Annotated in this window: 10 protein-coding genes; 5 read left to right on the plus strand and 5 right to left on the minus strand. The window is 63.4% G+C overall.

Features of this window, described 5'->3' with window-relative positions; genetic code table 11:
- Nucleotides 1–50 precede the first annotated feature (50 nt).
- Both B0G75_RS16555 and B0G75_RS16560 read right to left on the minus strand, forming a co-directional pair.
- Nucleotides 51–2,135 carry a 3-hydroxyacyl-CoA dehydrogenase NAD-binding domain-containing protein gene (locus tag B0G75_RS16555; protein WP_106307422.1) on the minus strand — a complete coding sequence of 695 codons (2,085 nt, stop codon included), beginning with the start codon at nucleotides 2,133–2,135 and terminating at the stop codon, nucleotides 51–53.
- A 160-nt stretch (nucleotides 2,136–2,295) separates the two neighbouring features.
- A complete protein-coding gene (locus B0G75_RS16560) occupies nucleotides 2,296–3,981 on the minus strand; it encodes a 3-(methylthio)propionyl-CoA ligase (protein WP_106307425.1) in 1,686 nt (561 codons plus the stop codon).
- Between the two features lie 190 nt (nucleotides 3,982–4,171).
- Between B0G75_RS16560 and B0G75_RS16565 the strand changes: the two genes are divergently transcribed.
- The 5 genes from B0G75_RS16565 to B0G75_RS16585 all read left to right on the plus strand — a co-directional run bounded on the left by B0G75_RS16565 (nucleotide 4,172) and on the right by B0G75_RS16585 (nucleotide 8,058).
- Nucleotides 4,172–5,728, plus strand: a complete 1,557-nt coding sequence (locus B0G75_RS16565; protein WP_106307428.1) for a YdiU family protein — start codon at nucleotides 4,172–4,174, stop codon at nucleotides 5,726–5,728.
- A gap of 99 nt (nucleotides 5,729–5,827) precedes the next feature.
- A complete protein-coding gene (msrB, locus tag B0G75_RS16570; RefSeq protein WP_012432931.1) occupies nucleotides 5,828–6,250 on the plus strand; it encodes a peptide-methionine (R)-S-oxide reductase MsrB in 423 nt (140 codons plus the stop codon).
- Nucleotides 6,251–6,414: 164 nt separating this feature from the next.
- Nucleotides 6,415–6,945: a septation protein A gene (locus B0G75_RS16575; protein ID WP_106307431.1), complete on the plus strand. Its 531-nt coding sequence runs from the start codon at nucleotides 6,415–6,417 to the stop codon at nucleotides 6,943–6,945.
- Between the two features lies 1 nt (nucleotide 6,946).
- Nucleotides 6,947–7,267 (plus strand): BolA family transcriptional regulator, encoded by a 321-nt coding sequence (locus tag B0G75_RS16580; protein ID WP_106307434.1) that lies wholly within the window; start codon nucleotides 6,947–6,949, stop codon nucleotides 7,265–7,267.
- An 11-nt stretch (nucleotides 7,268–7,278) separates the two neighbouring features.
- Nucleotides 7,279–8,058 (plus strand): peptidylprolyl isomerase, encoded by a 780-nt coding sequence (locus B0G75_RS16585; RefSeq protein ID WP_012432928.1) that lies wholly within the window; start codon nucleotides 7,279–7,281, stop codon nucleotides 8,056–8,058.
- 99 nt (nucleotides 8,059–8,157) lie between these two features.
- On the opposite strand, the gene B0G75_RS16590 is transcribed toward B0G75_RS16585, so the two are convergent.
- From B0G75_RS16590 to purL, 3 genes are all read right to left on the minus strand, one after another.
- Nucleotides 8,158–9,450, minus strand: coding sequence for a HipA domain-containing protein (locus B0G75_RS16590; protein ID WP_106307437.1), 1,293 nt, complete (start codon nucleotides 9,448–9,450; stop codon nucleotides 8,158–8,160).
- Nucleotides 9,440–9,724 carry a helix-turn-helix domain-containing protein gene (locus B0G75_RS16595; protein WP_106307440.1) on the minus strand — a complete coding sequence of 95 codons (285 nt, stop codon included), beginning with the start codon at nucleotides 9,722–9,724 and terminating at the stop codon, nucleotides 9,440–9,442. Before B0G75_RS16595 ends, B0G75_RS16590 begins: the two co-directional genes overlap by 11 nt.
- A gap of 334 nt (nucleotides 9,725–10,058) precedes the next feature.
- Nucleotides 10,059–14,144 (minus strand): phosphoribosylformylglycinamidine synthase, encoded by a 4,086-nt coding sequence (gene purL, locus B0G75_RS16600; protein ID WP_106307443.1) that lies wholly within the window; start codon nucleotides 14,142–14,144, stop codon nucleotides 10,059–10,061.
- Nucleotides 14,145–14,460: the final 316 nt, after the last annotated feature.

Consider the following 14,460-nt stretch of genomic DNA (forward strand, 5'->3'; position numbering starts at 1 on the left):
GGGCGATTCGCCGCACAGCGCCACCTCAGTCAATTCACTCGCGCTGTAGTTCAGCCGTTGAACCCGCGGCTGTTCGCCGCCAGTTCCGCGATGCTCGGCGCCAGTTGCCACGCATCGCCGTTCGGCTGCGCCGCATAGCGGCGAATCGCGCGCTCGACGTTGTAGAGGCCGACCGTGTCCGCGTACAGCATCGGGCCGCCGCGATACAGCGGGAAGCCGTAGCCGGTCAGATAGACCATGTCGATGTCCGACGCCTTCGACGCAATGCCTTCTTCGAGAATCTTCGCGCCTTCGTTCACGAGCGCGAACACGAGCCGCTCGACGATTTCCTCGTCGCTGATCTTGCGGCGCTCGGCGTCGGTTTCCTTCGAGAACGCGACGATCATGTCGTCGACCACTTTCGACGGATACGCGGTACGGTCGCCCGCCTTGTAGTCGTACCAGCCGCCGCCGGTCTTCTGGCCGAAGCGCCCCGTCTCGCAGAGACGATCAGCGATCTTCGAGTAATGCATGTCGGGATGTTCCAGATAACGGCGCTTGCGGATCGCCCAGCCGATGTCATTGCCGGCCAGGTCGCTCATGCGGAACGGACCCATCGCGAAGCCGAACTTCTCGATCGCTTTGTCGACCTGCGCGGGCAGCGCGCCTTCTTCGAGCATGAAAAGCGCCTGGCGGATGTACTGTTCGATCATCCGGTTACCGATAAAGCCATCGCACACGCCCGAGACCACGGCGGTCTTTTTGATCTTCTTCGCCAGTTTCATCACGGTGGCGAGCACGTCTTTCGCCGTCTCCTTGCCGCGCACCACTTCGAGCAGCTTCATCACATTGGCCGGGCTGAAGAAGTGCATGCCGACCACGTCCTGCGGACGCTTCGTGAAAGCGGCGATCTTGTCGACGTCGAGCGTCGACGTGTTCGAGGCGAGGATCGCGCCCTGCTTCGCCACTTCGTCCAGACGTTTGAACACCTGCTCTTTCACGCCAAGTTCTTCGAACACCGCTTCGACGATCAGGTCGGCGTTTTTCAGGTCGTCGTAGGAAAGCGTGGGCGTGATCAGCGCCATGCGCTGTTCGAGCGCTTCAGGTTTGAGCTTGCCCTTCTTGACGGTCGCTTCGTAGTTCTTGCGAATCGTGGCGAGGCCGCGGTCGAGCGCTTCCTGTTTCGTTTCCAGCAGCGTGACCGGAATGCCGGCGTTGATGAAATTCATCGCGATTCCGCCGCCCATCGTGCCCGCGCCGATCACGGCCACCTGGCCGATGTCGCGCACCGGCGTGTCCGACGGCACATCGGGAATCTTGCTCGCCGCACGTTCGCCGAAGAACGCGTGACGCAGCGCGTGGCTTTCCGGCGTCTGCACGAGCGCCATGAAGCATTCGCGTTCGAAGGCGAGGCCCTTGTCGAAACCCTTCTGCACGCCCGCTTCCACCGCGTCGATACATTTCAGCGGCGCGGGGAAATTCTTCGCCATCGTGGCAACGGTGTTCCGTGCGAACTGGATGAAGCCGGCGGCGTTCGGATGCTCGATCTTGCGGTCGCGCACCTTTGGATGCGGGCCTTCCTTCGCGCCGACCTTGCGGGCAAACGCCAACGCTGCTTCGGCAAGATCGCCCTGTGCGAGTTCGTCGAACAGGCCGGAATCGGCGAGCTTCTCCGACATGACGGGCGCACCGGAGACGATCATGTTGAGCGCGGCTTCGAGACCGATGGCGCGCGGCAGACGCTGCGTGCCGCCCGCGCCCGGCAGAATGCCGAGCTTCACTTCCGGCAGGGCGATCTGCGCGCCGGGCGCGGCAATGCGGTAATGCGCGCCGAGCGCCAACTCCAGACCGCCGCCCATCGCGACGCTGTGAATCGCAGCGACTACCGGCTTCGCGCTGCCTTCCACGGTCTTGATGACGGTGGCGAGCGTCGGCTCCTGGCTCGCTTTCGGCGTGTTGAATTCAGTGATATCGGCGCCGCCCGAGAAGGCCTTGCCTGCGCCGGTCAGCACGATGGCCTTGATGGCCGGATCGTTCTGCGCGCGCTCGATCCCTTCGACGATACCCGCTCGCGTCGACAGGCCGAGGCCATTCACGGGAGGATTGTTCAGCGTGATGACGGCCACGCCGTCATGAGTTGTGTAGTCCACTGCCATCGTCCTGCCTCCATGCGATCCATGCGTGAGGGCGGCAACAGATGCCGCCCATCCGGTTCATCGAGTCGGATCAACGATCCGACCGATTGTCTGTCTTTCCCGGGGTCAGCAGGCAGAATACACAAAAAAGCACGCTCGTTCAATTCTCGTTTTTTTATTTTTAGGCGGGGTTTCCCCTGGCAAGCGGCGTCAGCGGACAGTCCTTTTCGTCTTCAAGCGCGGAAGGCAGCACGTGGTTGCGGAAAATGTCGCGCAGCTTGAGTTTCTGCAGCTTGCCGGTCGCCGTGTGCGGCAATTCGTCGACAAACGCGACATCGTCGGGAATCCACCATTTGGCGACCTTGCCGTCGTAGAAAGCGAGCAGTTCCTCGCGCGTGACCTCGAAACCGGGGCGTTTGACGACCACCAGCAGCGGCCGCTCGGTCCACTTCGGGTGCGCGCACGCGATGCACGCCGCTTCGGCCACCGCCGGATGCGCGATCGCCACGTTTTCGACATCGATCGAACTGATCCATTCGCCGCCGGACTTGATCACGTCTTTCGAGCGGTCGGTGATATGCAGAAAACTGTCGCGGTCGATGGTGGCGACGTCGCCGGTGGGAAACCAGCCGTCCACGAGCGGTGAATCGTCCTTGCGGAAATAGCGGTCGATCACCCACGGTCCGCGCACATGCAGATCGCCGAACGCCACGCCGTCCCAAGGCAGTTCGCGGCCATCCTCGCCGACGATTTTCATGTCAACGCCATACAGCACGTGCCCCTGCTTTTCGAGCAACGCGCGCTGTTCTTCGAGCGGACGCTGGCTTTGTTCCCACGTCAGTTTGGACAGCGTACCGAGCGGCGACATTTCGGTCATGCCCCACGCATGGATCACCTGCACGCCGTAGTCGTCTTCGAAGGTGCGCAGCATGGCCGGCGGACAGGCCGAGCCGCCGATCACCGTGCGATTGAGCGACGAAAACCGCACTTTCGCCTCGCGCAGATAATTGAGCAGTCCAAGCCATACTGTCGGCACGCCGGCCGAATACGTGACGCGTTCGCTCTCCATCAATTCGTACAGCGACTTGCCGTCGAGGTCCTTGCCGGGGAACACGAGCTTCGCGCCGGTCAGCGGCGCGGCGTGCGGAATGCCCCATGCGTTCACATGAAACATCGGCACGACGGGCAGCACGCAGTCGCGCGCGGAGAGACTCATGGCGTCGGGCAACGAGGCGCCGAACGCATGCAGCACCGTCGAACGATGCGAATACAGTGCGCCCTTCGGATTGCCGGTCGTGCCGGATGTGTAGCACAGGTACGAGGCTTGCCGTTCGTCGAGCGGCGGCCATGCGTAATTTCCGTCCTGCGCGGTGACGAGTGTTTCGTAGCTCAGCGCGGGCGTCTGCATCGCGGGCAGATGCGCTTCGTCGGCTAGCGCGATCCAGCCGCGCACCTTCGGGCATTGCGGCGCGAGGACGTCGACGAGCGGCGCGAACGTGGTGTCGAACAGCACGTAGGCGTCGTCGGCGTGATTGACGATGTAAGCGATCTGATCGGGAAAGAGGCGCGGATTGATCGTATGGCACACGGCGCCGAAACCGGTCGTGCCGTAATACGCTTCCAGATGACGGTAGCCGTTCCACGCAAGCGTCGCGACCCGTTCGCCGGGTTCGACGCCGAGCGCGATCAGCGCTTGCGCGAGCTGCTTCACGCGCTTCTCGCAATCACGATAGGTATAGCGATGTAGGTCGCCTTCGATACGCCGCGACACGATTTCGGTGCTGCCGAAATGCCGCGCGGCGTGTGTGAGCAACGAAGGCACGGTGAGGTGCACGTCCATCATCTGGCCAAGCAGCGGCGTCGTCATAAAGAGTGGTCTCCTCGGCTCGATCGTTTCAATTGGTTTGCAGCTCGGGGGGCGCGCCTCGTCGCGCCTTCGGCGAAAAGCGCAAGGCCGGCAAGCGATCTGAACAGGATCGGTACGGGACAGAGGTACGGCCGGCCAGCAGCTCCGCGGGCGCGGACTTACAATATCGGTTAATCAAGAGGCGCTCAACATGTCGTTTTCCCCAAGCATTGCAGGGTTATCCGGGCCTTTGTCGGCCCTTTCCGATGCGCTCACCACCTTGCACGAGAGCGCGTTCGCACGGCTCGGCAGCGTGTTTCTGACGCGTCTGCCGGCGGCGCCGCTCAATGCGCCGTACCTCGTCGGGTTCTCCGCCGAAACCGCCGCGCTGCTCGGTTTAGAGCCGGGCCTCGAGAATGATCCAGGCTTTGCCGAACTGTTCTCCGGCAACCTCACGCGCGAGTGGCCGGCCGAGGCGCTGCCTTATGCGTCGGTCTATTCCGGGCACCAGTTCGGCGTGTGGGCCGGTCAGCTCGGCGACGGCCGCGCGCTCGGTCTCGGCGAAGTCGAACATAACGGCCAGCGCTTCGAGCTGCAGCTCAAAGGCGCGGGGCGCACGCCCTATTCGCGCATGGGCGATGGCCGCGCGGTGTTGCGTTCGTCGATCCGCGAGTATCTGTGTTCGGAGGCGATGCATCACCTCGGCATTCCGACCACGCGCGCGCTGTGCGTGATCGGCTCCGATCAGCCGGTGCGGCGCGAGACCGTCGAAACGGCCGCCGTGGTCACGCGCGTGGCGCCGAGCTTCGTGCGCTTCGGCCACTTCGAGCATTTCTATTCCAACGATCGCACCGACGCGCTGCGCGCGCTCGCCGATCATGTGATCGAGCGTTTCTATCCGCATTGCCGCGAAGCCGACGATCCGTATCTCGCGCTGCTCAATGAAGCGGTCATCTCGACCGCTGATCTGATGGTCGACTGGCAGGCGGTCGGCTTCTGCCACGGCGTGATGAACACCGACAACATGTCGATCCTCGGCCTCACCATCGACTACGGTCCGTTCGGTTTCATGGACGGCTTCGACGCCGGCTACATCTGCAATCACTCCGATTCGCAAGGCCGGTACGCGTACAAGATGCAGCCGCAGATCGCCTACTGGAACCTCTTCTGTCTCGCGCAAGGGTTATTGCCGCTGCTGGGCGAAAAGCACGAGGAAAGCGTGCGCGGCGACAAGGCGATCGAAGACGCGCAACGTGTGCTCGGCGGTTTCAAGGATCGCTTTGCGCCGGCGCTGGAACGGCGCATGCGCGCCAAGCTCGGCCTCGAAATTGAACGCGAGGGCGATGACGGTCTGGTCAATCGCCTGTTCGAAGTGATGCACGCCAATCGTGCGGATTTCACGCTGACCTTCCGCAATCTGGCGCGCGTGTCGAAGCACGACGCAAGCGGCGACACGTCAGTGCGCGATCTGTTTCTCGACCGCGCCGCCTTCGACGCCTGGGCGAACGACTACCGCGCGCGTCTGTCCGAAGAAACACGCGACGACGCCGCGCGCGCCATTGCAATGAAGCGTGTGAACCCCAAATTCGTACTTCGCAATCATCTGGCGGAAACGGCGATCCGCCGCGCGAAAGAGAAGGATTTTTCCGAGGTGGAACGACTGGCCGCCATCCTGCGCTGTCCATTCGACGAACAGCCCGAGCACGAAGCGTATGCCGGGCTGCCGCCGGACTGGGCGAGTTCGCTGGAAGTGAGCTGCTCGTCGTGACGCGCTGAGTGACCTCTGATTGCGCGTAGTGATGTACGTGAGCCGAACCCGCCTGACCGTCTAGCCGCCCCCAAAACAAGCCCGAGACAGGAACCGACCATGAACAAACCCGACGAACTCAAGACCGACGCCCCCGCCGTGCAGAAAGACGACGCCGAGTGGCGCAAGCAGCTCTCCGACATCGAGTATCAGGTGACGCGCCACGCCGCCACCGAGCGCCCGTTCACGGGCCGCTACCACGACCACTGGGATCGCGGCATCTATGACTGCGTCTGTTGCGGCACGCCGCTGTTCGAATCGGACACCAAGTTCGACGCCGGTTGCGGCTGGCCGAGCTACTTCAAGCCGATCGACGGCGAAGTAATCAAGGAGAAAACCGACCGCTCGCACGGCATGCTGCGCATCGAGGTGGAATGCAAGAACTGCGGCGCGCATCTGGGTCACGTATTCGAAGACGGACCCGCACCGACCGGCCTGCGGTACTGCATCAATTCAGCTGCGTTACAATTCGAGCCCAAGTAACGCAGCGCGGAGTCCGGCGCGTTGCCGGCCGGCGTCTGCGTCCATTCAGGCGCGCGCCGGCCGCGACACCCTTCATCCAGCTTGCGAACCGTTTCACCTGCTTCGCACCGCGCCCCTATTCTCCGACTCTTTCTCCGACTTTTTCTCCCACTCCCGACCAGATAATGAAATTCCTGTTCGATCTGTTCCCGATCATCCTGTTCTTCGTCGCCTTCAAGATTTGGGGCATTTTCACGGCGACGGCAGTGGCGATCGTCGCCACGCTGGTGCAGATCGCGTGGGTGGCCTTCCGCCACCGCAAGGTCGATCCGATGCTGTGGGTGAGCCTCGGCGTCGTCACCGTGTTCGGCGGCGCGACGCTCGTGCTGCACAACGACACGTTCATCAAATGGAAACCGACCGTGCTGTACTGGGCGTTTTCAGTGGCGCTGATCGTCTCGCAACTGGCTTTCAACAAAAACCTGATCGAAGCGATGATGGGCAAGCAGATCTCGCTGCCGCACGCGATCTGGGGCAAGCTGAATGTGATCTGGGCGATCTTTTTCGTGCTGCTCGGGCTAGTGAATCTGTTCGTCGCGTACAACTACACGACCGACCAGTGGGTCAATTTCAAGCTGTTCGGCGCCACCGGTTGCCTGGTGGTGTTTATCGTCGGACAGAGTTTGTGGCTCTCGAAGTATATGAAGGAAGAATGACATGACGAGCGACGCCGATGTATTCATGCACGCCACCACCGCCGAGCGCGCCGCGTTAATCGAGGCGCGCCTCGCCGCCGCGCTGGCGCCGGTCGCTTCGATCCAGATCACCGACGACAGCGCGCAGCACGCCGGTCACGCCGGCGCCTCCGCCGGCGGTCATTTCAGTGTCACGATCGTGGCTGCCGCATTCGCCGGCAAGGCCCGCGTGGCGCGGCATCGCATGGTGTATGATGCGCTGGCCGATGCCATGCAGCGCGGCATTCACGCCCTTGCCATCACGGCGTATACGCCCGAAGAATTCGCTTTGTTGCCCCGCTAGGAAAATTTTCGATGACCTTGAAGAAAACCCGTCTTTGGGTATTGCTGGCTGCATTTGCAGCCGCACCTGCATTCGCACAGAACATCGCCGTCGTGAACGGCACGCCGATTCCCAAAGCACGCGCCGATGCGCTGATCGACCAACTGGTTCATCAAGGCCAGCAAAATACGCCGCAACTGCAGACCGCCGTGCGCGAAGAGCTGGTGAATCGCGAGATCCTGATGCAGGAAGCGCTGCGCCGCGGCCTGCCGAATCGTCCGGACATCAAGGCGCAAATCGCCGTGGCTCAGCAAACCGTCGTGCTGCGCGCGCTGATCGAAGACTTCGTGAAGAACAACACGCCGAGCGACGCCGAAGTCACCGCGCGTTACAACGCGCTGATCAAGGACGCGGGCGGCAAGGAATATCACCTGCACCACATCCTCGTGGACAACGAACAGCAGGCCAAGGACCTGATCGCGAAGATCAAGGCCGGCGCAAGCTTCGAGGATCTCGCCAAGCAATTCTCGAAGGACCCGGGATCGGGCAAGAACGGCGGCGATCTGGACTGGTCGGACCCGAAGGCCTACGTGCCTGAATTCGCGGACGCGGCCACGCATCTGCAGAAAGGCCAGATGACCGACACGCCGGTGCATACGCAATTCGGCTGGCACATCATCCGTGTCGACGACGTGCGCAACATCACGCCGCCGCCTCTGGAGCAAGTGCGTCCGCAGATCGTGCAACAGATCCAACAGGAAAAGCTGCAGGCGTTCGAGGAAGGTTTGCGCAAGAACGCGAAGATTCAGTAAGCTGAGTTCGATTCTGCTTAAGGCGCTGTTCAGTCAATGACTGAACAGCGCCTTTTTCATTGGGATCGACTGTGACCGGCCGGACGAAATCGCCCGCAATTACTTGCGCAATGCGCGGCTCATCTCCGCAAGCGGCATCGCAACGATCGAATCGAGCAGGCGGACTTCGCCGGCATTCGGCTGCGCGATTTCGTCGACGCTGCGCCGGGTGTCCGCCACGCGGGCGTCGAGCGTGGCCAGCATCTCATCCAGCAGTCTTTCCGAACCCTTCGGCGAAAGACGAAGCGCTTCGCCGAATGCGAGCATGTTCTTTCTGTTGATCTGCGCGAATTGAGTGGCGTCTCCGACAGGCATGGTCAGGTCGCAGTGCGGCCAACGGTCCCGCTGCTGTGGCTGATAGGTCGGCGTGTGGTAGACGACCGTGCTCACCAGATCGTAGAACGGCGCCAGCCTGTAACCGCGAGCGGTGACGAAGAACGAGAGGTTTTTCAGGTGTGAGTCGGCATTGCCGATGAGCACATTGAAGATCGCCCAGCGGAATACGTCCAGACGCGCCACTGCCCGCGTGCTCGTCTTCTCGATCGCATCCCTGAGCACCCGCGCGGTCGCATTCTGATATTTAAAACTGCGGTCGTAGTTCAACAATTGCATGGCGTCGACAGTATGCAGCCGCCGAGCCGGCTCACTGCTCGTGTCGCGGTCGAAGCGATCGATCACGTAACAGGCCGAAGGCACCCGCAAAAAATGCGTGGGCGGTACGCGCACACCCATTGCACGCGCGAGTCGCATGCAGAAAAACTCGTTGATCGCCGAATGCGGATAGCCTGTGCTGCGCATGTCGGGCTTGAGAAGATGCATGGATGGTTCACTGCCCACGGGCTCCAGCAGTTCGTAGTCCGGCGCGTTGCCTCGCAAGGTCAGCAGCAGCTTCTGTTGGGCGCCCGCCGCGGACATGCGTTTGGGCGCCGTGGCGGTGAGCGCATGTTGCGGCATCGCCTGAATGCGCGCCTCCAGATTTGCCTGCGACAAAGACTGCAGTCCGCCAGGCGCCTCCTGTTCGCCCTCTGCAAGCAGCGTCAAGGCGCCAGCCGATTCGCGGCCGTAATAAGCGAGCAGACCCCACGCGTCGCTCGCGTCGACTTTGGCCTCACGAGCGAGCGCACTGCGCATTTCCTCTTCAGGCAGCAGGTTGTCGAAGAACCATTGCACCGGCCGCTGGCTGGATCCGTCGACGAAAGGCTCGGCTAGCAGCGGGAAAGCGGGTGAAAGCGCAAACGCGTCCTCACGAGCCAGCCAGTCCTCGGCGTAGGCAAATGACCAGACACCGCTGTCATCGCTCACGACGCCCACGCGGCGGCCATTCGCATAGGCGACTAACGTTCTAGCGGCCATGGGAACTCCGGCGGCGATGGGATGCCTTGGTGGAGACGTCGGTTGGAATGTCTACGGAAACCTCGGCGCGCAGGGTGATGCCCAGTTCGCTGAGGAGATGCAGCACCTTGCCGATCTGCGCCGTTGGCTTACCTGCCTCGATGTGCGTGATGAACTTGGGAGACAGGCCGGTGGCGGTGGCGACGTCGTCGCGCGTCAACCCCTGCGCGAGCCTGGACGCCCGCACGAGATCGCCTAGCTCCGTCATGTTGCTGATGAAAACGTTGGACTCCATCACTCGCCCCGTGTGCGTTCGTACCCGCTCGGGAACATTATGCCATGAGAGCGCGCTTCGGAGCTAATTTCGTACCCGACCGGGTACGAATCGGTATGCCAAACGTCAATAGGGAACGTTTCGTACCCGATCGGGTACGAAAGACAGGAAAATCGAGGAATATGAGCGTGGACGTACCCGAGCGGGTACGAACGAGATATGTTCAGTCTGGGAGTTGCCGCGCAGGCGGACCGGTGCGCTCGCCATCCGCCGGCCTTCGACCTCGCACAACCGCGCGCGGCCGCGGCATCAGCAAGCTGGCGCGCAGCACTGCGCGCCAGCCCGTCTCACCTCATCACCCGAACCAGCGGCGCGCGTTCTGGAATACGCGCAGCCACGGGCTTGCGTCCGTGGCGCCTTCGCCCCAGCCTTCCGGATGCCAGCTCATCTGCACCGCGCGATGCACGCGCTCGGTATGCGGCATCAGGACCGTGAAGCGGCCGTCCGGCGTCGTCACCGACGTGATGCCGTTCGGCGATCCGTTCGGGTTGAACGGATACTGCTCGGTCGCCTGACCACGGTGATCGACATAGCGCATCGCCACCGCGACCTTCGACGCATCGCCTTGCTGCGAGAAGTCCGCGTAGCCTTCGCCGTGCGCGATCGCCACCGGAATGCGCGAGCCTTCCATGCCGCTGAAGAAGAGCGACGGCGAAGCCTGCACTTCGACCAGCGAGAAGCGCGCTTCGAACTTCTCCGACTTGTTGCGCGTGAACTTCGGCCACGCTTCGGCGCCCGGAATCATCGAAGCGAGGCTGCTCATCATCTGGCAGCCGTTGCAGATGCCGAGCGCAAACGTATCTTTACGGCCGAAGAACGCGGCGAACATGTCGGCCAGTTGCGCGTTGAAGCGGATCGCCTTCGCCCAGCCTTCACCGGCACCCAGCGTGTCGCCGTACGAGAAGCCGCCGCACGCCACCGCGCCGGCGAAGTCCGCCAGATTGGCGCGGCCGGCCAGCAGATCGCTCATGTGCACGTCGTGCGCGTCGAAGCCGGCGCGGTCGAATGCATACGCAGTTTCGAGATGCGAATTGACGCCCTGCTCACGCAGGATCGCCACGCGCGGACGCGCGCTCTTGCCGATGAACGGCGCGGCGACGTCTTCTGCCGGATCGAACGTCAGGATCGGTGAAATGCCGGGATCGGCCGCGTCGGAAAGCGCGTCGTATTCGGCGTCGGCGCAAGCGGGGTTGTCGCGCAGACGCGCGATACGCCAGCTCACTTCGCTCCACGTGCGATGCAGTTCGGTGCGCGGCGCGTCGTAAATCTTCTTGGCGTCGCGATAGATTTCGATCGTGTCGCGCTCGTTGATCTTGCCGATCACATGCGAGCACGCCGACAGCCCATGTTCGCGCAACGCTGCGAGCACGGCGTCGCGCTCGGACGCGCGCACCTGAACGACGGCGCCAAGCTCTTCATTGAAGAGCGCGCGGATCGTACGGTCTTCACGGCGGCCGCTGGTCTGCTTGGCCCAGTCTTTGGCGTCGCCGTAATCGGATTCGTGGTTCGGATCGAGCACCAGCATGTCGACGTTCAGCGACACGCCCACGTGGCCCGCGAACGCCATTTCGCACACCGTCGCCCACAGTCCGCCGTCCGAGCGGTCGTGGTAGGCGAGCAGCTTGCCGTCCTGGTTCAGCGCCTGGATCGCGGCGAAGAAACGTTTCAGATCTTCCGGATCGTCCACGTCCGGCACCGTGTCGCCGACCTGCTGCGTAACCTGCGCGAGGATACTGCCGCCCAGACGATGCTTGCCGCGGCCGAGGTCGATGGCGATCAGCACGGACTCGCCCACGTCGCTCGTGCGGCGCAGTTGCGGCGTGAGATGGCGGCGCACGTCCTGAACCGGCGCGAACGCCGAGATGATCAGCGAAACCGGTGCGACCACTTCCTTCGCGACGCCGCGGTCTTCCCACTTGGTGCGCATGGACAGCGAATCCTTGCCGACCGGAATGCTGATGCCGAGCGCCGGGCACAACTCCATGCCGATCGCCTTGACGGTGTCGTAGAGCGCGGCGTCTTCGCCCGCTGCGCCGCATGCGGCCATCCAGTTTGCCGACAGCTTGAGCTTGTCGAGCGACGCGATCGGCGCCGCCGCGATGTTGGTCACGGCCTCGCCCACCGCCATGCGGCCCGAAGCCGGCGCATTGATGACAGCCAAAGGCGTGCGCTCGGCCATCGTCATGGCTTCGCCGGTGAAGCCCGCGTAGTCCATGGTGGTGATCGCGACGTCGGCCACCGGCACTTGCCACGGGCCGACCATCTGATCGCGCGCGGTCGTGCCGCCCACTGAACGGTCGCCGATCGTGATCAGGAACGACTTGCTCGCCACCGTGGGATGACGCAGCACGCTAGTCGCAACATCCGACAGCGCGAGGCCGGTCACATCCACCGGTTCGAGCTTCCGCTCGACGCGTTTGACGTCGCGATGCATGCGCGGCGCCTTGCCGAGCAGCACTTCCATTGGCATGTCGACCGGCTGGTGCGCGGTGTCGTCGTTCAGTTCGGAATCGATCAGCTTGAGCTGACGCTCGGCGGTGGCTGTGCCGATCACCGCGAACGGGCAGCGCTCGCGCTCGCACATGGCGGCGAAAGCCGGCAGATCGGCCGGCGCGATGGCCAGCACGTAGCGTTCTTGCGCTTCGTTCGACCAGATCTCGCGCGGCGATAAACCGCTCTCTTCCAGCTGGATTTTGCGCAGATCGAAGCGCGCGCCCTTGCCGGCGCCGTCGACCACTTCCGGGAAGGCGTTCGACAAACCGCCCGCGCCCACGTCGTGAATGCTCAGAATCGGGTTCTTCTCGCCGAGCTGCCAGCACGCGTTGATGACTTCCTGCGCACGGCGCTCGATTTCCGGATTGCCCCGCTGAACCGAATCGAAGTCGAGTTCAGCGGTATTGGTGCCCGTCGCCATGGAGCTCGCGGCGCCGCCGCCCATGCCGATGCGCATGCCCGGCCCGCCGATCTGGATCAGCAGCGACCCTTCCGGCAGATCGTGCTTATGGGTGTGCTGGTCCGAGATATTGCCGATCCCGCCGGCGATCATGATCGGCTTGTGATAGCCGCGCACCAGACCCGCGACGTTCTGCTCGTAAGCGCGGAAATAGCCGCCCAGATTGGGCCGGCCGAATTCGTTGTTGAACGCGGCGCCGCCGAGCGGGCCGTCGATCATGATCTGCAGCGGCGAGGCGATGCGGTCGGGCCGGCCGTATGCTTCGTGCTTGTCGTCCGGATTGCGGTGCGCGAGCGGCTGCGCCGCGTCGCGCGCGTTTTCCCATGCCTCGACACCGTCCGGCAGTTCCAGGTTCGACACCGTGAAACCCGCCAGACCCGCCTTGGGACGCGCGCCGCGGCCGGTTGCGCCTTCGTCGCGGATTTCACCGCCCGCGCCGGTCGCGGCGCCCGGGAACGGCGAGATCGCGGTCGGGTGATTGTGCGTTTCCACCTTCATCAAGGTGTGCGTGAGTTCGTTGCTGCGGCGGTAGTGCTCCGGCAGCTCACTCGCGCCCAGGTCCGCGGGCGTGCGCGGGAACCAGCGCTCGGCCATGCCGCCCGCCATGATCGCCGAGTTGTCCGAATACGCGACGATCGTGCCTTGCGGATTCAGCTTCTCAGTGTTGCGGATCATGTTGAACAGCGAGATGTCCTGCTTCTCGCCGTCGATGGTCCAGTCCGCGTTGAAAATCTTGTGGCGGCAGTGTTCGCTGTTGGCTTGCGCGAACATCATCAGTTCGACGTCGGTCGGGTTGCGGCCGAGCTTTGTGAAGGCGTCGACGAGGTAGTCGATTTCGTCGTCGGCGAGTGCGAGGCCCAGTTCCGTGTTCGCCGTTTCCAGCGCGCCGCGGCCGTTGCTCAAGATGTCGACGGTTTGCAGCGGCTTGGCCGGCAGTTCGTCGAACAGATGCAGCGCGTGGTCGCGCGACGGCGACACGCTTTCGGTCATGCGGTCGTGCAAGGCCGCCGCGACAGCTGCGCGGGCTTCGTCGGAGAGCGCCTTCTTGCCGCCCAGCAGGCCGCTTTTCAGCGTGACCGTGTACTCGACGCCGCGCTCGATGCGGCGCACCTGCGTGAGGCCGCACAGATGCGCGATATCCGTTGCCTTGCTGGCCCACGGCGACACCGTGCCGAAACGCGGCACCACGAGAAAAGTCTCGGCCGTGCCGCGCTCTTTGGTTTCTTCGAGCGGATCGCCGTAATGCATCAGCGCTTCGATCTTTGCGTTGTCTTCAGCGGAGAGCGGCGTCTGCGCGTTGACGAAGTGCAGATATTGCCCGCGCACGCCGGTGATGTTCGGATCGATGCGCGTGAGCGTTTCGAGCAGGCGGGTTTGACGGAAATCGGAAAGGGCCGAAGCACCGGGGAAACACGAGAAGTGGGCCATGGACTTGACGTTGCGTCGCTAATGATGCCGATGAGTGATGCCGATGAGTCGCGCGTGAAGGCGACGTGAGGCGCAAAGGAAGTCCGGGATTATACCCCGGGAAGAGGCTTCCAGCGGGCTTGGCGGTGCGGCATCGGGTGGGTTTCGAGATAGTTTCGGGTGGGCTCCGCGCAAGTTCCGCGTGGGTTTCGAGCGGGCTTCGGCCGGCCTCCGGTGCTCCCACCGCGCTAATTGCGGCGGCGCTCCGGCGTTGCGCCCGCGTGGCCGCGCGGCCGGTTTGACTGCTATCATTCGCCCTTTCACCAGATCGGCGCGA

Source organism: Paraburkholderia sp. BL18I3N2 (assembly GCF_003001875.1).
Classification (GTDB): Bacteria; Pseudomonadota; Gammaproteobacteria; order Burkholderiales; family Burkholderiaceae; genus Paraburkholderia; species Paraburkholderia phytofirmans.